This window comes from Enterococcus sp. C46, from assembly GCF_040887565.1.
Taxonomy (GTDB): domain Bacteria; phylum Bacillota; class Bacilli; order Lactobacillales; family Enterococcaceae; genus Enterococcus_B; species Enterococcus_B lactis.
Window position 1 is genome coordinate 121039 of sequence record NZ_JBFOGA010000007.1, and the last position, 19796, is coordinate 140834.

Here is a 19796-nt window from a genome sequence, read left to right on the forward strand (position 1 = left end):
GCTTTTTTCTCTATTAAAAATATATAAGATAATACATTTTTCTACTAGTTCTCACTAATCTTGTATAATTAAACCCTCCGCAACTTGACGGAGATGGAGAAGATGCCCCTGTCTAATTTAGCGGTCATCTCTCCTCCCATTCCTTCCACCAATTTTTTTGACAGGTAAAGCCCGATTCCGCTAGATTCCGTATTTGTGCGGCTGGTATTTTCTGTATAAAAACGCTGGAAGACTTTTTCAACAGAGGTTTGCGCTCCTGCTTTGATAGGATTGGCCACTGTTAATCGAATGAATGGATCCTCTTTTGAAAATGTCACCTTTGCTTGTCCATCTGCATAACGCAATAAATTCTGTATGATATTTTGCAGCACTCGCAACAACATGAGCGGATCTGCTAATACCGTTGTATTTATCGAGTGTTCAGCGAACGCTACCTCGATATTTTTTACAGAAAATTGTTCATAAAAAGAGAAAAATACTTCTTCCACCTCTTTAGAAAAAGAAAGCGTATGGAGATCCATTTCTTTTTGCTTCGTCTCTATTCGAGCAAGATCATAAAACTGATCCGTCATACTGAGTAATCTTGCAACAGATTGTTTGATGATCGTTAGATACTTCTCCCGTTTCTCCGTATCCTCTACCTGTTCCAGTAATTGTACATAACCGTTAATAGCAGTCAGAGGAGTTCTGAGATCATGAGAAAGGCCGACGATCGATAGTCTGATGTTTTCTTCCATTTCTTGAAATACTTGTCCTTTTTGTTCATTTTCATCCACCCATGTATTCAGTGCATCTACTAGGTCCATTAGATTCTTTTCTCGAAATTCGACTGAAAGACGACCACCATATTCTTGTCGTTCAGAAAGAGTGGCGATTTTCTTAGTCAATCGCTTGATTTCCCTTTGCAGGAAGAAAATAAAGCTTCCCATAAAGATAATAACGAGAAGCAATAGCCACTTAATCAAATCTAAACCCCACTCCCCACACCGTATGAATATACACAGCATATGCCTTTGCTAGTTTCCCTCGAAGATTGGAAATATGCATATTCACTGTTTTCTCACTATCAAAATATGGTTCTTGCCAAACTGTTTCATAAAGGTTTGCTCGCGAAAATACTTTTTTCGGATGTTCTAAAAAAAGCTTCAGCAGATCGAATTCTCTTCCTGTCAAATGGACAGCCACACCATTCACATTTACCTCCCTTGACTCTTTGTCCAGTAAGATTTCCTTGTAATAGATGCGTTGCGACAGATATTTTACTTGGACAGAAGTCTGATGACGAAGTTGGATGCCGATTCGTAAAAAATCATTTACTTTCACATAATCTGTTCTGTTTTTTCTCGATTAAAAAAATGTAGACAACAGCACAATACATTCGATTAGTATGTATAACGAAAAAATAAAAACATCCGTTATCCTAAATGAATGGACAGCTACATAGATAAAAAACAAAAGATATTGTAAGCCAAACAACAGAAAAATTCTTCTATAAGTTTTGAAAAAAGAAACACCATTTAACCGCCAAACAACAAATTTTTGCCGATAAAGGCGGAAATAGCTCAGTGTGGAATAGGTAATCAAAACAATAACCAATAAAATAGTAATCGATAAATCAGTTATCCTTTGTCTTATGTCCCACAAATAAATCAACTGCAATTCTGTTTTCCTTAACTGTTCCATTGGGATCAAAAAAGGAAAGTTGTCTTCCAATCCTGCTTCCTTCAATAACGGAAGATATCTATCATAGGTTTCTTGTGCAGTCCCAATCAATGGAATTTTTAATGGTTCAGCAAAACTATTTCCTGTCAGAATATTTCTATGAGAAATGGGTAGATTGTTCAAAGTGAATACATGGATGATATTCGGCTGATTGATGATGATTGCCTGTTCTTGGTCAAAGGCAAAGATTTCTTGTTCATCTTGGATGGTATAAAACAAAACATCCTCTTCTTTTTTTGTTCGTCTATCAGGATTCGTTTCATTCAAAAACCAAGAACGAAGTTGAACAAAATCGGGCATCATTCGTTCTGGGATTAATATGATTTCTCGATCCTCATTTTTATCAATTTGGATAGGCTGATTTGTTATGCTGATGAGCGGATACTTGTCTAAATAGTTTGTATTTACATAAATAGATTGATGGATCAAAGGATTCTCTTCTTCAAAATAAGCACTTGTATCAACCTCGATTGCTCCATCATCCAACAGTTGCGAAAGCAACTTTGTTTTATCTAATCCTCTCATATCTTGAGAAAGATCTGTCAAAGTCGCTTCATTGCCACCAAGTCTTGGATAGAAAACGGCATGATCTTTTATTTCTTCAGGTACTGCTTCTGGTGTAACGAATGTGCGAGCATATTCAGCTAACGGAACAAGTTGTACCACACTAAAAAATAAAATCAACATTTTGACAGAATAGATAGTATAAAAGAATCCTTTACCAAAAGTTTGGCGATTTAGTTGCTTATTCAATGAAAGATTGCCTAGTAAATCAATCACAAAAAAAGAAATGATTAGACTAAAAATAAGCAAGAACAGTTGCACTAGCACAAACAAATGATTCACTGAATGTAGGACAAAGAAGAAAGCTACCAATAGATTCAAGAGAAAAAGGATGACTAATTCTTTTAATAATAATCTTTTTAAAATTTTTCTACTAGTTAAACCATTTAAACGATAGATCGCAATGTGTCTATTGTTCTCTAGTATCCATAAAATCAAGGAAAGGCTATAGAAAAGAGTAAATATCACAAAAGTAGATGCTTCTAATGTTCGAGATGGCGCAAATGTTTCTATGTCACTCTCATATTGAAAAGATGTTGGTTCGTACGCTGTCTCAAAGGAGAGATTGTATTCATCAGATAATTTTGATAGGAACCTATCTAGAGTTTTTTGATCTTTCGTTTCCACAAAAAAATCAGCTGGATTTAGCGCCTCAGCCATTTGTATCGGTAGTATAAAAAAATCTTCGTTTTTCAATTGTCTGTTTTCTAAATATTCCGCATCTGGATATTTCTCTAGGTCAGATGCAAAATAATTTTTTTCACTGATTATTTGAGGCTCTATGTAAAAATTGTTCAAAAGATGTGTTTCTGTTTGCTTGGAAAGAAAAAATGTATGTGTTTCACCCAAACGATCAAAAGAGATTTCTCCTGTTTCAGAAAAGGTATGGTCTCTCACACCATAGAATGAAACTTTTGCCATATAGTTTACATTCAATTTTTCTGAGACTGATTCAAGTATTTCTAGAACCCTAGTTTCTTGCTGCGGATCTACGATAAATTCTGGAAATCTGAACGGTGTAAAATACTCGGCCGTGTTTACCTTTTTTTGGAAATCTTCTTCCCTATTCACATTCCTAATGGCAACAGCCAATGCAAGACTTGAGAGTATAGACAACAGCAAAACGATTTTTTTCAATACTATATTAGTCATCGGCAAAACTCCTTGTTTTTAACTACTATTGAAAGAACTTAGCTAGCTCACCACATCTCAATCAAATCATATCATAGTAAAGACGGAAAATTGACTTCGGCAAAAAATACATACATTTTTTATTTCTATTGGTTGACACCCTTACCTTACTATTTTATTATTTGTGACTCTATCCAATATATTTACTAAAGCAAAAAAAAATAGAAAAATATTACTAATGCTGTTAAATCAAGGTCTCTAGTTGCTAACACACTTTATTTTTCAAACAAGAATATCTTTGCTAATTTTTCTACAGAAAAGTTCCTTGTCATAATGGTTATTAACAAGGAACTTTTTTTCCAATTCATTTTTAACTGTGAAGCTGGATCAACGCAGAACGCATTGATTGGAAAATTTTCACTGTTTTCACTAGTTCTAGTAAGAAGCAGTGAATCGTATTACGATTTAAAATCATTTGATCGTTGATACTTAGTTGAACGCCCCTTCCCAACTTTCTGAATCTTGCTCTCCGCTTGTAATTCAGCCAAAGCTCGTTCAATCGTTCGCTGGCTAATATCCGGCAACAAATTTTCTAGGTCAGCCCTACTTAGAGGTTCAAAGGACTTTTCTAGTTCTTCTACTACCCGCTCTGCTGGTGTTAGTTCACGATTGATAATCATCTCGAAGCGTTCTGAAAATTCTTCATAAGTTCGTAAAATAATACCCAATAAATAGCGAACGAAAGGCGTATAATCTTGTTCATTTTCTAGCCAGCCAACAGAACTTGCTTGCAGAGCGTCATAATAAGTTTGTTTCGATTTTTCAACTAGCATTTCAATGCTAATATATTTACCAACCAAATACCCTGACTTATATAACAGTAACAGTGTTAACAAACGTGACATACGGCCATTTCCGACACTAAATGGATGGATTGATAGAAAATCTAAAACAAAACAGGGAATCAAAATTAATGGATCAATCTCATCCTTTTGAATTGCTTGATTGTACTGATAATACAACTCTTCAATTAAATCGGGCGTTAAATAAGCTGGAGCTGGTACAAAGCGAACTCGTTCGTTACCATCTAGATCTTTTTCTGTAATGACATTATCACCACTTTTGAACTTTCCTTTGTAACTTTTAGCTGAGTAATTGTAGAGGTTCTTGTGTAACGTTAAAATATCGTTTGGCACTACGCGAATATACTCGTAACTGTCATGAATCAGTTTCAAAACATCACGATAACCTGCTATTTCTTCTTCATCTCGATTGCGCGGTTTGACTTTTTCTTCTACGAGTTGCTTTAATCGACCGTCCGTAGTCGCAATTCCTTCGATTTTATTCGAAGCCTCTGTACTTTGAATCAAAGCTAAATCTGTCAACTTGTTCAAAATTTCTGGTTTTGTTGTGATATACAGCTCTTGTTTCCCTTTGTATTCATGAATCTTTGTCAACATATTTAATAAATCATAAGTAATCGATAGTTTTTCTAACTTTTGATAATTGAATTCTTTCACTGCCATCCACCTCTTTTCTCCGCCATTTTATACTGTTTGGCGGAGAAAAAAGATAGTCGCCAATATAGGAACGCCTTGAAAAGATGCAATTAAATAGTATCCGCAAGCAAATAAATGAAGCAATACTAAACTCTGCATACGTCTTACCCTCTCTTTTAACCATTCCAATCTTCATAAAACTTATCAATCGAAAAACGTCTTGTCAGGTTACGATAAATACCATGATTGATCACACCACTAAAAAAACAAAGATAAGCCAATGAAAAATGCTGCATAAAGAAAATGGTCAGTCCAATAAAAGCAATGTTATAGACAGTTACTAAAGGGAGCCGATAACTTACCAACAAAGACCATTCCATTTTCTTCCTGAAAGGGATTTGGGTAACTCTCGAATCACTTGAGATCAGTAAAACAAAAAGCATACTGCTCAATAAAAAACAGCTAGTCAAAACAAACGGAAACAACATAACAGATTGACGGTAAAGTATCAGTATACGAAAGCCAAAGAGAATAAAAGAAATGAAAAGTGAACACAAAACAAAAAATATCCAGTTATTCTTGAAAATTTCTCGATAATACATGAAATAGTCTTTTCGATCCATTAAATGCTTTGAATCAGTAAATAGTCGAAATTGAGCTGAAAGACTCGCAAGGAATAAAACGAATGGGCCTAGAAATAAAAGAAAGTTATTCAATGTGAATCTTATAAAAAACAAGACGATCAGAAAGAAGCTATTTGAAAGAATGAAATACATCTGATAAACCAGCAATCGATATACATAATGAACAGTCGAAACGGTCCACTCAGAAATAGAATGAAAAATACTATTCATCTGCTCTACCTTATCCTCGTAATTAATCTCATAATATGCGAAAAAAGCATAAAAGTCAATATGCTATAAACGCATAAATTAGAATGATGTTGAGGTGAAGCATATGTTTCAAAGAATCCGTGACCTGAGAGAAGATAATGATTTAACTCAACAACAAATCGCCAAACTTCTAAATGTTTCACAATCAACATATTCTCGATATGAGAATGGTGAATTGGATATCCCTATGAAAACAGTCATAAAATTGGCACATTACTATAATACTAGCGTCGATTACTTGGCGAATATGACTGATATTAGGACCCCATATAAGAGGAACTAGGAATAAGAACAAGATGATTGACTGCTCTATCTTCTTTTTTAGAAAAGGAGAGATGCTGATGAATAAAATACTGTTGGATGATGTTATAGACCAAGAATTGTACCCACCATCATAGCTCAAAATACACAAAAAAAACACACCTTCCAAATAGAAGGTGTGTTTTGCTCGAATAATATTAACGTTTTGAGAATTGAGAAGCTTTACGAGCTTTCTTAAGACCTGGTTTTTTACGTTCGACCATACGTGCGTCACGTGTAAGCAAGCCAGCACGTTTAAGCGCTAAACGGAAGTCAGGATCAACTTCTAGCAATGCACGAGCGATACCATGACGGATAGCTCCTGATTGTCCAGCGTATCCTCCGCCGTTTACGTTAACAAATACGTCATATGCGCCTTTTGTTTCAGTAACAGCGAAAGGTTGATTGATTACTTCACGCAAGTCAGCATGTGGAATGTATTCTTCAACATCTTTTTTATTTACAGTAATTTTGCCAGTTCCTGGTACTAGACGTACGCGAGCAACTGCGTTTTTACGACGGCCTGTGCCGATATATTGAACTTGTGCCAATGAAATTCCCTCCTATTAGATTAAGTTTGTGATGTCTAAAACTTCTGGTTGTTGTGCTGCATGTGGATGTTCTGCTCCACCGTATACGTTCAATTTTGTAAATTGTTTGCGGCCTAAAGTGTTTTTAGGAAGCATACCTTTTACAGAAGTTTCGATCAAACGACGAGAATTTTTAGCACGCAATTCGCCAGCAGTGATTGATTTCAATCCTCCTGGGTAGTTGCTGTGACGGTAATAAATTTTGTCAGTCGCTTTTTTACCTGTTAATTTCACTTTGTCTGCATTGATGACGATGACGAAATCGCCAGTATCCAAATGAGGTGTGAAAGTTGGTTTATTTTTACCACGTAGTACAGATGCAACAACTGTTGAAAGACGTCCCAATGGAACATCAGTTGCGTCTACTACATGCCATTTACGTTCTACTTCGCCTGGTTTGGCCATATATGTTGTACGCACGTTATTTTCCTCCAATTTAAGTTCTGATGTTTGACATACACTTCGAGTTTCCGGGGCTCTTTGTGGGGCAAACAATACCATTTAACATATTACCTTCTAATCTGGTCAATGTCAACGTTTTTCTGACCGGTTGAAAAAATTATATGAAACTTTACTTTTTTCCTTTCTTTTTATGTAAAAGGGTCGTTTTCTAATATAGAAGAAACCGCGAAACGATGCTGTTCCGCGGTTTCTTCTATATAAAAGGATAAGTTTCGCGCTTACGCGTCGATCTCTGGCGCTTTGCCCAAATGAGCTTGGATCATCCAGATACGTTTTTCTGTGGCTGTTTTGAATTCGATAAAGATATCTTGTGTTGGATCGTCGCCTTCTTCTCCAGAAACTTCGATTCCTTTTTGGTAAAGATCTGCTAGATAACGGTAGCCTGCAACAAGTGTTTCCAAACGTTCAGGAATCGTGCGGTCCCAACGTCCTACTTCATCAGGGATTTTCGTGTTATCTGCAAATTCACGCAATGTAGAATAAGGTGAACCGTCTAATGTGATCAAGCGTTCGGATACTTCATCTAACTGAGCGTTCAAATCGTCCATGAACTCATCCATCATTGGGTGCAATGTAAGGAAACCTGGTCCTCTCATGTACCAATGTGTTTGGTGAACAACAACAGACATTTGGCTTAGATCTGCAACTAATTGATTTAATACTTCTTTGGTTTGTTGGAATTTCATCTTTCTTGCCTCCTAACATTTTCTTACACTTAAAATAATAGTAGACTTTCAATGAAAAGTACAACAAAATCATTTACCTGAGAACGATTTTCATTTCGCTTTTTTATCCGTAAAGCCAATCATTTTTCAGAATCAGCTAATTCTTCTCGCAGTTGAGCAAATTGCTGATAAGTCTGTGCTAAATGCTTTTGTGTCGAAACAAATAATGGATAGATTTTCTGATATTTTTTATGATCGTTTTCTTGTACTCCGATTTGCTCTTTCAATTCTATCAATTCCTGTGCTTCACTGATACTTTGAATCTTTCCGATGCTTCGCCAGCCTAAAATCACAGCTCCTAATGCGGATGCTTCTGTGACAGTAGGGAAAACAAGCGGGTACCCCAGTACATCAGCCATCATCTGACGAAAAATCGGAGATTGAGCAAACCCGCCTGTAGCACGGATCTCTGTGAGCTGTTTTTCTTGGCAAACTCCTTTTAAAATCCGATAAAGATTGAGACAGATCCCCTCTAGAATCGCCTTCATCATTTCTTTTTCTGTATGTTGCCGCTGTAAGCCGATAAAACTACCAAACGCATCTGCGTCCCAAAGCGGTGCTCGCTCGCCAAGCAAATAGGGATGAAAAATCAGACCATTGGCACCCGCTGGCACAAAAGCAATAGCTGAAAGCAGTGCATCATATGGATTTTCACCTTTTTCTTTAGCAGATTGAACGACTTCCTGTAAAAATGTATGCCCTGCCCAATCAAAGATGCCAGCACCATTGCTAGTCGCTCCTCCTACTACCCAATGTTTCTGATCCAGAACATAACAAAACGTCTCCATTTCTGGATGGAACTGAGGCTGAGTAGTAATAAAACGAAGTGCTCCGCTCGTTCCTACGGTCAAGGCGGCAATCGTATCACCAAAAGCGCCTAACCCTAGATTAGAAAGCGGGCCGTCTGCCCCTCCCAAAACAAATGATATATCATTTGGCAAACCTAGTTCTGCTGCTGTTTCTGACGGTAGACCTGTTACTTGATAGGTGGAAGGAAACACTTGCGGCAATTGTTCTGTCCGAATGTCCAAGTAGTCAAGCACTTCTTCTGCCCATTGGAATTCATGGATATCAAAGTATCCAGTTCCTGAAGCTGTTCCGTAGTCGCTGATGAGTTCTCCAAACAATCTATAAAAAATATAGTCTTTGATACCGACAAAATAAGCAGTTTTTTTGAATAATTCAGGTTGGCTGTTTTGCAACCACTTGATTTTGTTCAATGGTGTCATTGGATGAATCGGTGTCCCAGTCTGCCGATAAAATTCTTTGCCAAGCACGGTATATTTCAGTTTTTCTGCTTCGTCCGCTGCTCGGTTATCTGCCCAAGTGATCATTCGAGATAACGGTGTTTTCTCTTCATCCAACAATATCAGGCTATGCATCGCAGAGGAGAAGGAGACAAATTGAATGGTCGTGTCTGAAGGCAACTGTTTAATTACTTCTTTTATAACGGTGCAGACGCCCTGAAAGATCAATTCCTGATCTTGTTCTGCCATCCCTTGTGTTTCTTGGATCAAAGGGTAGCGAAAATAAGCGGATGCTGCTTCTTGGGCTTCATCTGTGAAAGCAACTGCTTTGGTTTGTGTGGTTCCGATATCTAATCCGATTGAAACGTTCATTTTTTCACCTCAAATTTTATGTATGTACAAAAATTTAGTTTAAGCTTGCGTATCTTGGTTTTGAAAAGGGGGAGATGGCGTGTTACTTTATTTTATCATTGGTTGCTGTATTGGGTCATTTTTATGTTTAACCGCCCAGCGGATTCCGTTAGGTCACTCTATTATTTATCCTAGATCTCATTGTGTCAAATGCTGTCGTTCGCTTTCTTGGTATGAATTGATTCCGATTCTTTCGATCATCGTCCAACGATTTCGCTGCCGCTATTGCCGGTGTCGGTTGCCCTTCTACTATTTGTTGGCAGAAGTCTTATGTGGTGGTCTTTTTATCTGGTTCTTTACTTTTTCTTCCGCAAGAAATTTTTCGACGTTCATTTGGGTGCTTTCGGCTTTGCTATTTTCGTTGATGGACTTGTTTTACTTCATGGTCCATTCTCACACGCTATTCTGCTCCTGGGCTGTCTTATGGATTTTTTGGTTGCAGGCCGGCGTTTTCCAATGGCACAGTATGTTGTTAACGTTCATCGTAGGCGCTGCATGCCTTCGCTATGGTCAATCCTATCTCGGTGCTGGCGATACTCTGTTGGTGCTTTCTTGGAGTGGGGGCTTGCCTCTGGAAGAGTTGCTTCGGGTCTTGTTTCTGGCTAGCCTGTTTGGAATATCCTTTTTTTCTGTTTACTTTATCTGTCATAAAAAAAAGTTGGAAAAGCTGCCTTTCATTCCTTTTTTGAGTAGTGCCCTGCTGATCGTCCTTCATTTTAGGTATTGAAAAAAGGTTGTGACAAACGACTTGTCACAACCTCTGATATACAGTGTTCCAAAAGTAGCTTTTTCGGCTTCTTATTTCTTGTCGCCCCAATGTCGACGAATGAAACCGGCACGTCCAGAACCTTCTCGATAAAGATTGTAATGGAGCTTGTTTTTCTTGTAATAATCCTGATGATAATCTTCTGCAGGATAAAATTCGCTTCTTGGTTCGATTTTTGTCACGATTGGCTTATCGAATCGTCCGCTGTCTTGCAATGCTTGTTTTGAACGCTCTGCAATGTTTCGTTCTTCTTCATCACTATAGTAGATCACTGGTCGATAAGAATCACCACGATCAGCGAACTGTCCTAACGCGTCAGTCGGATCGGTTTGCTGCCAATAGATTTCCACCAACTGATCATAAGAAATAACTTCTGGGTCATATTCGATCTCTACGGCTTCTGTATGCCCTGTTGTGCCTGTTGTTACTTGTTCGTAAGTTGGATTTGGTACATGCCCGCCTGTATAACCGGATGTCACAGAAATGATCCCTGGCTGCTCTTCAAATGGTTTGACCATACACCAAAAGCATCCGCCTGCGAAAACTGCTTTTTTTGTCATATAAAATCCCCCTTTTTTCTCATCATACCTGTTTTATAGATAATTAAAATTATTTTGCTCGTTTTTTACCCCCTCCCGGTATTTTAGCAGATTTTTCTTCATTTTCCTTCTTTTTCAATTGGTTGTGGATAACTATGACAATTGTATTGAATCATTTTTTCCACAGGCAAGAAAAAGTTGTCTTTTCAACCACGTTGTGTATAAGTTTTATATGGTATGCTTATCCCAAAATTATGTACCTTTATTTTTTCATGCGAATAAATAAATCCATATTATCGGAGGGATAACTATGCCTAAAGCAAAAAGAAAACATTCAGATACACCCACTGACTTTATTGCATTTGATGAACTATTAACTAAAGCGAACAAAAAAATAAAAACGCCTCCAGCACCACCCCACGAATTTGATTTTCTTTCACATGAATTTGATTTTCCTTCACACGAATTTGATTTTCCTTCAAATGATGATTCTCTAACGCTCAGCGAAAACGAGAGGCAAGTCATCAATGAACTAGCGGAAATATTGCCCGATTCGATCCTCCATCAACAAGCAGTCGAAGAACCAACCCCATCTACTTCTGCTGGTTCAGAGTCAGCCTTTGTTGCGGATAAGCAAAAAATGGACAGTTCAGTAGAAGGAAATGTTGCAAATAGTGCTCAGCAGCGTCTATATGAGATATTTGGCAATGTTTCTTTTCAAAAAGGAAGAGAAAAACGAATACCGCAAGAAGTGTACGATCAAATCCAACAAGCCTTAACATTGCCTGATCTTAATCAAAGTCAGATTGCCTTATTTTTTGGCGTATCCAAGTCTACAGTAAATACTATGTCCCAAAAAAAATTTGAAAAAGCGTATGATATCATTGATAAACGATATACTCATCAGCTTTTGCGTGAGAGAATTGGCGAAGTTTCCAGCAAACAAGGGCGATTTATATCACAAGAATTACGTAATCAAGTCCAACAAGCCTTAACAATACCTGATATCAAACAAAGACATATTGCATCGTTTTTCGGTCTATCCAGATCCGCAATTTCTTATATATATCAAGAAATGATAGGTAATGAACAGTCAGCTGATATAGCAAAACCTGTAGCTTCAAAATCATCTCCCACTCTTTCTTCTAACCAAACAAATGAGAGGTAAGCTACTTCGTATAAGCAAAAAAAGGGATTGTGACAAGATTTTGTCACAATCCCTTTTTCCGAATAAACGGTGTTCAATCAGCTGACCCTCGGTATTAGTTCAACAAACGGCAAAATATGAGGAACTATTTTTCCGTTTATTTCTCTAATACTCAGGTCAAAACGCTGATTTCACAACCTCTTATACACGGTGTTCCAGAAGTAACTTCTTCGGAAATAAGCCGAAATTTCACAAAAATTTGAGAAGCAATTTTCGTAAATTTTTTCTTATTTCTTGAAGCTGACCACTTCTGTCACAACCTCTATTTTGTTTGATTGTTCATTTCATCTTCTGCAGCCATTTGCGCTTCAATATCTGAAATACTGTAGACATTTTCGCTTGCTACACCGACTTCTTTTGGTTCCATGTCACGGTAACGTTGCATACCAGTACCAGCTGGGATGATCTTACCGATAATAACATTTTCTTTCAAACCAAGAAGAGGATCTTTCTTACCGCGGATCGCAGCATCCGTCAAGACACGAGTTGTTTCTTGGAATGATGCAGCAGATAAGAAACTATTTGTTTCTAATGATGCTTTTGTGATACCTAGCAAGACAGGTCGAGAAGTTGCAGGAACGCCTCCTGAGACTAGCGTATTGTAGTTTTGATCTTTAAAGTCTGCGATGTCTAATAATGTACCTGGTAAGATATCTGTATCACCTGGATCCATTACACGAACTTTACGCAGCATTTGACGAACCATTACTTCGATATGCTTGTCGCCGATTTCTACCCCTTGCATACGGTAAACGCGTTGTACTTCACGAAGCAAGTAGTTTTCAACAGATAATACATCGCGGACTTGCAACAATTGTTTTGGATCGATTGATCCTTCTGTCAATGGTGCGCCACGGTGGATCATATCGCCTTCTGCTACTTTCATACGTGCTGTATAAGGAACAGTATACGTACGTGTATCTGTTTTTCCTTTGATTGTTACTTCTTTGGTACGTGTTGCAGGATCTTCTGAGATATCGATGACATCCCCTGTTACTTCTGTAATTACTGCTTGCCCTTTCGGATTACGTGCTTCAAAGATTTCTTGGACACGAGGAAGACCTTGAGTGATATCGTCTCCGGCAACCCCACCCGTATGGAATGTACGCATCGTCAACTGAGTACCAGGTTCACCGATTGATTGAGCGGCGATCGTACCAACTGCTTCTCCGACTTCAACGTCAGAGCCAGTTGCAAGGTTGCGTCCGTAACAATGTTTGCAGACACCATGTTTTGTATTACATGTGAAGACAGAACGGATCGTCACTGTTTCGACACCTGCATCAACAATTTGTTTTGCAATGTCTTCGGAAATCAATTGGTTTCCTGCGATAATCAATTCATTTGTTTCAGGATGACGTACTTCTTTACGAGTGTAACGTCCCACCAAACGATCTTCTAATGATTCGATGATTTCATTTCCTTCACGGATTGCTTGGATTTCAAGACCTCGGTCAGTACCGCAATCTTCTTCACGGATAATTACATCTTGGGCCACATCAACCAGACGACGAGTCAAGTAACCTGAATCGGCAGTCTTCAAGGCTGTATCGGTCATCCCTTTACGAGCTCCGTGAGTTGAGATAAACATTTCCAAGACAGATAGTCCTTCACGGAAGTTCGAAATGATTGGCAATTCCATGATTCGACCATTAGGAGCGGCCATCAAACCACGCATTCCGGCAAGCTGTGTAAAGTTGGAAATGTTCCCACGAGCTCCAGAATCAGACATCATGAAGATTGGGTTTTTCGCTTCCAAACCTTCCATCAGTTTTTGTTGGATGCTGTCTTTTGCAGCGTTCCAAACAGCAATGACACGTTCATAACGTTCGTCATCTGTAATCAGACCACGACGGAATTGTTTTGTAATAGTTTCAACTTGTTTATGGGCATTTTCAATGATTTCTTGTTTTTCATTCAGTACACTGATGTCAGCAATCCCTACTGTGATACCGGCATGTGTTGAATGTTTGTACCCTAAGTCTTTCATACGGTCAAGCATCTTAGAAGTTTCTGTTACTTTGAATCGTTTGAAGACTTCTGCGATGATGTTCCCTAAGTTTTTCTTCTTGAACGGTAACACTAATTCTTGCTCTTTGATATGTGCAGGAATATCCGTACCAGCTTCAACGAAGTATTTGTCCGGTGTTTGGACAGTCAAGTTGAAGTCTGTTGGTTCATTCAGATAAGGGAATTCAGGAGGCATGATCTCGTTGAAGATGATCTTACCAACTGTTGTGATCATCGTACGTTCTTTTTGCCATTCAGTAAATGGTTTTTCTCCTAATGAGTTAGGGTTCACACCGATACGTGAATGTAAATGAACGTATCCGTTGCGCCATGCGATAACGGCTTCGTTTTGATCTCTGAAGACCATTCCTTCGCCTTCGCGTCCTTCTTCTTCCATTGTCAAGTAGTAGTTACCTAGAACCATATCTTGAGAAGGAGTAACAACTGGTTTACCATCTTTAGGGTTCAAGATGTTTTGAGCAGCTAACATCAACATACGTGCTTCTGCTTGTGCTTCTTCATTCAATGGCACGTGGACAGCCATTTGGTCTCCATCGAAATCGGCATTATAAGCTTCACATACAAGTGGATGCAAACGGATTGCGCGTCCTTGTACTAAAACTGGTTCGAATGCTTGGATACCAAGTCGGTGAAGCGTAGGTGCCCGGTTCAGCAATACTGGGTGTTCCTTGATTACGTCTTCTAAAACATCCCATACTTCGTCTTCTTGACGTTCGATTTTACGCTTAGCGTTTTTGATGTTTGAAGCTAGTTCACGTTGAACAAGCTCACGCATCACGAATGGTTTGAATAATTCAATGGCCATTTCTTTTGGAAGTCCACATTGGTACATCTTCAAGAAAGGTCCAACAACGATAACGGAACGACCGGAGTAGTCCACACGTTTACCTAGCAAGTTTTGACGGAAACGACCTTGTTTCCCTTTCAACATATGAGAAAGAGATTTCAATGGGCGGTTACCTGGTCCAGTTACTGGACGTCCGCGACGACCGTTATCGATCAATGCATCTACTGCTTCTTGCAACATGCGTTTTTCGTTTTGAACGATGATTCCAGGTGCGTTCAAGTCTAATAAACGTTTCAAACGGTTATTACGGTTGATGACACGACGGTAAAGATCATTCAAGTCACTTGTTGCAAAACGTCCACCTTCTAATTGAACCATTGGGCGCAAATCTGGTGGAATAACAGGGATAACATCCATAACCATCCAGCTTGGTTGATTTCCTGAAGCGCGGAATGCTTCTAAAATATCCAACCGGCGGATTGCACGTGTACGTTTTTGTCCTTGTGCAGATTTCAATTCTTCTTTCAATTCGGCTGCTTCTGCATCTAGATCAACATTATCAAGTAATTGTTTGATCGCTTCTGCACCCATAGCAGCTTGGAATTCTTGTCCATATTGTTCACGTTTTTCGCGATATTCGCGTTCTGTCAACAATTGTTTTTTCTCTAAATTCGTGTTTCCTGGTTCGATAACCACATATGAAGCAAAATAAATGATTTCTTCCAAAGCGCGTGGGCTCATGTCTAATACAAGACCCATACGTGAAGGAATCCCTTTAAAGTACCAGATATGTGAAACAGGAGCTGCTAATTCAATATGTCCCATGCGTTCACGGCGAACTTTCGAACGAGTAACTTCCACTCCGCATCGATCACAAACGATTCCTTTATAACGGATACGTTTGTATTTTCCGCAGGCACATTCCCAGTCTTTTGTAGGACCAAAAATCCGCTCACAGAACAACCCTTCGCGTTCAGGTTTTAAGGTACGATAGTTAATCGTCTCAGGTTTTTTTACTTCACCGTAAGACCAGCTTCTGATTTTTTCGGGAGAAGCCAAACCTATTTGCATACTTTCGAATTTATTTACATCGATCAAAAGGGGTTCCCTCCATTTCATTTAATGGCAAACCGCAAGACGGCTGATCTTCGACCGCCTTGCAGCTCATAGACCGGATTAGTCTAAATTATCTTCTGCGGTTTCAAAGTTTTGGATGACATCGTCTCTTTCATCTTCCACTTGTTCAGCAGCTTTCTTTTCTAATTCTTTGGCAGTTTGCTGTTCGGCAAATTTTGTCAAAGCATCAACAGTGATCAAATCGTCGTCTTCATCGTCCATGTCGCGAAGTTCGATTTCTGTCTCTTCGATATCCAAGACACGCATGTCCAGACCTAGTGATTGCAATTCTTTCACCAATACGCGGAAGGATTCCGGTACACCTGGTTTTGGAATTGGTTCACCTTTGACGATTGCTTCGTATGTTTTCACACGTCCGACTACGTCATCTGATTTGTATGTCAAGATTTCTTGTAAAGTATAAGCCGCACCGTAAGCTTCCAGTGCCCATACTTCCATTTCACCAAAACGTTGTCCACCAAATTGAGCTTTACCTCCCAATGGTTGTTGTGTAACCAATGAGTAAGGTCCGATTGAACGTGCATGCAATTTGTCATCGACCATGTGAGCAAGTTTGATCATGTACATTACACCGACAGACACACGTCCGTCAAATGGCTCACCTGTACGTCCGTCGTACAGAACAGTTTTCGCATCGCTGGCCATACCGGCTTCACGAACTGTTTCCCATACGTCTTCATCACTTGCACCATCGAATACTGGCGTTGCTACGTGGATACCCAACTGACGTGCAGCCATACCCAAGTGTAATTCCAATACTTGTCCGATGTTCATACGTGAAGGCACCCCTAAAGGATTCAGCATGATATCGATTGGTGTTCCATCAGGTAGGAATGGCATATCTTCTTCCGGCATAATACGGGATACAACCCCTTTATTTCCGTGACGACCGGCCATTTTATCACCTTCATGGATTTTACGTTTTTGAACGATATAAACACGAACTAACATGTTTACGCCTGGTGACAATTCATCTCCAGCTTCACGAGTAAAGATTTTCACATCGTGAACGATCCCGCCGCCGCCATGCGGTACACGTAATGATGTATCGCGGACTTCACGAGCTTTTTCGCCAAAGATCGCATGCAATAGACGTTCTTCTGCAGATAATTCTGTTACCCCTTTTGGCGTGACTTTCCCTACAAGCAAATCGCCATCTTGGACTTCTGCACCGATACGGATAATACCCATTTCGTCTAAATCTTTCAATGCGTCTTCCCCAACATTAGGGATTTCGCGTGTGATTTCTTCAGGTCCTAATTTTGTATCGCGGGCTTCTGATTCATATTCTTCAATATGAATAGAAGTGTATACGTCATCTTTTACCAAACGACGGCTCATGATGATCGCATCTTCATAGTTGTACCCTTCCCAAGTCATGAAACCAACTAAAACGTTTTGACCTAGAGCCATTTCGCCTTGTTCCATAGATGGTCCGTCTGCCAGAGTATCCCCTTTTTCGACTTTCTCACCCAAATGAACGATTGGACGTTGGTTGTAGCTTGTTCCGGAGTTTGAACGACGGAATTTGGTTACATCGTATTTATCTAATGCACCGTTGTCGCGGCGTACGCGGATTTCAGAAGCATCAACGTATTCAACGACACCGTCATGTTTACATAACAAAGCAGCTCCTGAGTCATGCGCTGATTTGTATTCCATACCAGTACCAACCCATGGTGCTTGAGGATTGATCAACGGCACTGCTTGACGCTGCATGTTGGCACCCATCAAGGCACGATTGGAGTCATCGTTTTCCAAGAAAGGAATACATGCTGTCGCAACGGCAACTACTTGTTTAGGTGATACGTCCATGTAGTCTACTTTATCAATAGATACTTCTAAGTTTTCACTTTGAGCACGAGCCATAACAACGTCTTGAGCAAATGTTCCATCTTCATTCAATGGGCTGTTTGCTTGGGCTACGATGTAATGGTCTTCGATATCTGCTGTCAAGTAGTCGATTTGGTCAGTAACACGACCAGTTTCGCGGTCTACACGACGATAAGGTGTTTCGATAAATCCGAATTTATTTACTTTCGCATAACTGGACAAACTATTGATCAACCCGATGTTTGGGCCTTCAGGAGTTTCGATCGGACACATACGGCCATAGTGGGAGTAGTGAACGTCACGAACTTCATAACCGGCACGGTCACGAGTCAATCCGCCAGGTCCTAAGGCTGAAAGACGACGTTTGTGTGTCAATTCGCCAAGAGGGTTTGTTTGATCCATGAACTGTGACAACTGAGAAGAACCAAAGAATTCTTTGATACTTGCCACAACTGGACGGATATTGATCAATTGTTGAGGTGTCAATGTTTCAGTATCTTGGATCGACATTCTTTCACGAACCACACGTTCCATACGTGCTAGCCCGATACGGAATTGGTTTTGTAAAAGTTCGCCGACTGAACGGATACGACGATTTCCTAAGTGGTCGATATCATCAACATTGCCGATACCTTCCATCAAGTTCAAGAAATAGCTCATTGAAGCAATGATGTCGGCTGGACGAACTGTTTTTACAGCTGCTTCTGGATAGCCGTTTCCAATCACGTTCACTTCACGTTCAGGATCTCTTGGTGAAAATACTTTGATGACTTGGACAGTCATTGGATCTGTGACCACACCATCTTCTGATGGATAGTAAGTCACTGAATTTAGACCGTTATCAATGAAAGGAGCTAATGTTTCCATGACTTGGTGAGTCAAGACCGTTCCTTTTTCAACGATGATCTCGCCTGTTTCTGGATCAACTAATGTTTCAGCTAATGTCAGATTCAATAGACGTGTTTTTAAATCTAATTTTTTGTTTACTTTGTAACGACCAACGTTTGCTAAGTCGTAACGTTTTGGATCGAAGAAACGAGCATTCAGCAAGTTACGTGAGCTGTCTGCTGTTTTTGGTTCGCCTGGACGCAAACGTTCGTAAACGTCTTTCAAACCTTCTTCTGTTCTTGAGTCGCTTGCGTTTTTATGCAAGTCTTTTTCGACTGTATTGCGTAATGTTTCGCTGTCGCCGAAGATTTCAAAGATCGTATCATCGGAACCAAATCCTAACGCACGAACTAATACGGTTAAAGGAATCTTACGTGTACGGTCGATACGTACATAAGAGATGTCTTTTGCATCAGTTTCCATTTCTAACCAAGCGCCACGGTTAGGGATAACAGTAGAACCGAATCCTTCTTTTCCGTTTTTGTCGACTTTTCCATGGAAATAGACACCTGGTGAACGGACTAACTGAGAAACGATTACTCGCTCTGCCCCGTTGATGATGAATGTTCCTTGTTCTGTCATTAATGGGAAATCACCGAAGAATACTTCTTGTGCTTTGATTTCGCCAGTCTCGCGGTTTGTCAAACGCAATGTTACATGTAATGGTGCAGAGTAGTTTGCATCATGCGCACGAGCTTCTGCTACTGTATACTTTGGTTCTTTCAATTCATAATCTACAAATTCCAAAGATAGATTGCCATTGAAGTCATCGATTGGCAAAATGTCTTCAAACATTTCTCTAAGTCCCTCATCTAAGAACCATTGGTAAGAGTCTGTTTGAATTTCGATCAAATTTGGTAATTCCAACACTTCACTGATTCTTGCGAAACTTCTACGTTCGCGATGTTTTCCGTATTTTACTACGTGTCCAGCCAAGCTCTTCACCCCTCTAAAATGTCATTCAAAAAGACTACCCGATCAATTGTTACAATAATATTTCAAATATTATTTCTAGGTAACAACAGACATTTTTTGCGGCTTTTAGGCAAAAAAAAACCAAAAAT

General features: G+C 39.4%; 14 protein-coding genes and 1 pseudogene. 3 read left to right on the forward strand and 12 right to left on the reverse strand.

Going from position 1 to position 19796, the window contains the following annotated elements; genetic code table 11:
* Nucleotides 1-68: 68 nt before the first annotated feature.
* The 5 genes and pseudogenes from AB3I27_RS10905 to AB3I27_RS10925 all read right to left on the reverse strand — a co-directional run bounded on the left by AB3I27_RS10905 (nucleotide 69) and on the right by AB3I27_RS10925 (nucleotide 5296).
* Nucleotides 69-965 (reverse strand): HAMP domain-containing sensor histidine kinase, encoded by an 897-nt coding sequence (locus AB3I27_RS10905; protein ID WP_104760234.1) that lies wholly within the window; start codon nucleotides 963-965, stop codon nucleotides 69-71.
* A pseudogene (locus AB3I27_RS10910) lies at nucleotides 958-1305 on the reverse strand (winged helix-turn-helix domain-containing protein); the annotation flags it as partial. The pseudogene AB3I27_RS10910 and the gene AB3I27_RS10905, both read right to left, overlap by 8 nt.
* Before the next feature lie 42 nt (nucleotides 1306-1347).
* Nucleotides 1348-3438 carry a hypothetical protein gene (locus AB3I27_RS10915; protein ID WP_235688760.1) on the reverse strand — a complete coding sequence of 697 codons (2091 nt, stop codon included), beginning with the start codon at nucleotides 3436-3438 and terminating at the stop codon, nucleotides 1348-1350.
* Between the two features lie 437 nt (nucleotides 3439-3875).
* Nucleotides 3876-4943, reverse strand: coding sequence for a Fic family protein (locus AB3I27_RS10920; RefSeq protein WP_002335268.1), 1068 nt, complete (start codon nucleotides 4941-4943; stop codon nucleotides 3876-3878).
* 149 nt (nucleotides 4944-5092) lie between these two features.
* Entirely contained in the window at nucleotides 5093-5296 is a 204-nt protein-coding gene (locus tag AB3I27_RS10925) for a hypothetical protein (protein WP_228065508.1), read from the reverse strand.
* A gap of 577 nt (nucleotides 5297-5873) precedes the next feature.
* Between AB3I27_RS10925 and AB3I27_RS10930 the strand changes: the two genes are divergently transcribed.
* Nucleotides 5874-6092, forward strand: coding sequence for a helix-turn-helix domain-containing protein (locus AB3I27_RS10930; RefSeq protein WP_104760231.1), 219 nt, complete (start codon nucleotides 5874-5876; stop codon nucleotides 6090-6092).
* A gap of 175 nt (nucleotides 6093-6267) precedes the next feature.
* On the opposite strand, the gene rpsI is transcribed toward AB3I27_RS10930, so the two are convergent.
* The 4 genes from rpsI to AB3I27_RS10950 all read right to left on the reverse strand — a co-directional run bounded on the left by rpsI (nucleotide 6268) and on the right by AB3I27_RS10950 (nucleotide 9505).
* Nucleotides 6268-6660, reverse strand: a complete 393-nt coding sequence (gene rpsI, locus AB3I27_RS10935; protein ID WP_002287505.1) for a 30S ribosomal protein S9 — start codon at nucleotides 6658-6660, stop codon at nucleotides 6268-6270.
* A gap of 15 nt (nucleotides 6661-6675) precedes the next feature.
* Nucleotides 6676-7104: a 50S ribosomal protein L13 gene (gene rplM, locus AB3I27_RS10940; RefSeq protein ID WP_302881745.1), complete on the reverse strand. Its 429-nt coding sequence runs from the start codon at nucleotides 7102-7104 to the stop codon at nucleotides 6676-6678.
* 275 nt (nucleotides 7105-7379) lie between these two features.
* On the reverse strand, nucleotides 7380-7847 hold the full coding sequence (locus tag AB3I27_RS10945; RefSeq protein WP_002310545.1) for a DNA starvation/stationary phase protection protein: 468 nt from the start codon (nucleotides 7845-7847) through the stop codon (nucleotides 7380-7382).
* A gap of 119 nt (nucleotides 7848-7966) precedes the next feature.
* Complete coding sequence (locus tag AB3I27_RS10950; protein ID WP_104760229.1) at nucleotides 7967-9505, reverse strand: gluconokinase; 1539 nt, start codon at nucleotides 9503-9505, stop codon at nucleotides 7967-7969.
* A 79-nt stretch (nucleotides 9506-9584) separates the two neighbouring features.
* Between AB3I27_RS10950 and AB3I27_RS10955 the strand changes: the two genes are divergently transcribed.
* Nucleotides 9585-10271 carry a prepilin peptidase gene (locus AB3I27_RS10955; protein ID WP_002346231.1) on the forward strand — a complete coding sequence of 229 codons (687 nt, stop codon included), beginning with the start codon at nucleotides 9585-9587 and terminating at the stop codon, nucleotides 10269-10271.
* Between the two features lie 71 nt (nucleotides 10272-10342).
* Here AB3I27_RS10955 and msrA read toward each other — a convergent pair whose 3' ends face one another.
* On the reverse strand, nucleotides 10343-10870 hold the full coding sequence (gene msrA / locus AB3I27_RS10960; RefSeq protein WP_002310548.1) for a peptide-methionine (S)-S-oxide reductase MsrA: 528 nt from the start codon (nucleotides 10868-10870) through the stop codon (nucleotides 10343-10345).
* Nucleotides 10871-11159: 289 nt separating this feature from the next.
* On the opposite strand from msrA, the gene AB3I27_RS10965 reads away from it, so the two are divergent.
* Nucleotides 11160-12017 (forward strand): hypothetical protein, encoded by an 858-nt coding sequence (locus AB3I27_RS10965; RefSeq protein WP_104760228.1) that lies wholly within the window; start codon nucleotides 11160-11162, stop codon nucleotides 12015-12017.
* Nucleotides 12018-12318: 301 nt separating this feature from the next.
* Here the strand turns inward: AB3I27_RS10965 and rpoC are convergent, their stop codons facing one another.
* Nucleotides 12319-15972, reverse strand: coding sequence for a DNA-directed RNA polymerase subunit beta' (gene rpoC / locus AB3I27_RS10970; protein ID WP_104760227.1), 3654 nt, complete (start codon nucleotides 15970-15972; stop codon nucleotides 12319-12321).
* 78 nt (nucleotides 15973-16050) lie between these two features.
* Nucleotides 16051-19668, reverse strand: a complete 3618-nt coding sequence (rpoB, locus tag AB3I27_RS10975; protein ID WP_002310550.1) for a DNA-directed RNA polymerase subunit beta — start codon at nucleotides 19666-19668, stop codon at nucleotides 16051-16053.
* Nucleotides 19669-19796 lie beyond the last annotated feature (128 nt).

Excerpts from the sequence above, each read along its gene's own strand:
- AB3I27_RS10930 (WP_104760231.1), top strand. The coding sequence starts at position 5,874 with ATGTTTCAAAGAATCCGTGACCTGAGAGAAGATAATGATTTAACTCAA.
- msrA (WP_002310548.1), bottom strand. The coding sequence starts at position 10,870 with ATGACAAAAAAAGCAGTTTTCGCAGGCGGATGCTTTTGGTGTATGGTC.
- AB3I27_RS10925 (WP_228065508.1), bottom strand. The coding sequence starts at position 5,296 with ATGGAATGGTCTTTGTTGGTAAGTTATCGGCTCCCTTTAGTAACTGTC.
- AB3I27_RS10945 (WP_002310545.1), bottom strand. The coding sequence starts at position 7,847 with ATGAAATTCCAACAAACCAAAGAAGTATTAAATCAATTAGTTGCAGAT.
- AB3I27_RS10915 (WP_235688760.1), bottom strand. The coding sequence starts at position 3,438 with ATGACTAATATAGTATTGAAAAAAATCGTTTTGCTGTTGTCTATACTC.
- AB3I27_RS10965 (WP_104760228.1), top strand. The coding sequence starts at position 11,160 with ATGCCTAAAGCAAAAAGAAAACATTCAGATACACCCACTGACTTTATT.
- rplM (WP_302881745.1), bottom strand. The coding sequence starts at position 7,104 with ATGGCCAAACCAGGCGAAGTAGAACGTAAATGGCATGTAGTAGACGCA.
- AB3I27_RS10950 (WP_104760229.1), bottom strand. The coding sequence starts at position 9,505 with ATGAACGTTTCAATCGGATTAGATATCGGAACCACACAAACCAAAGCA.
- AB3I27_RS10920 (WP_002335268.1), bottom strand. The coding sequence starts at position 4,943 with ATGGCAGTGAAAGAATTCAATTATCAAAAGTTAGAAAAACTATCGATT.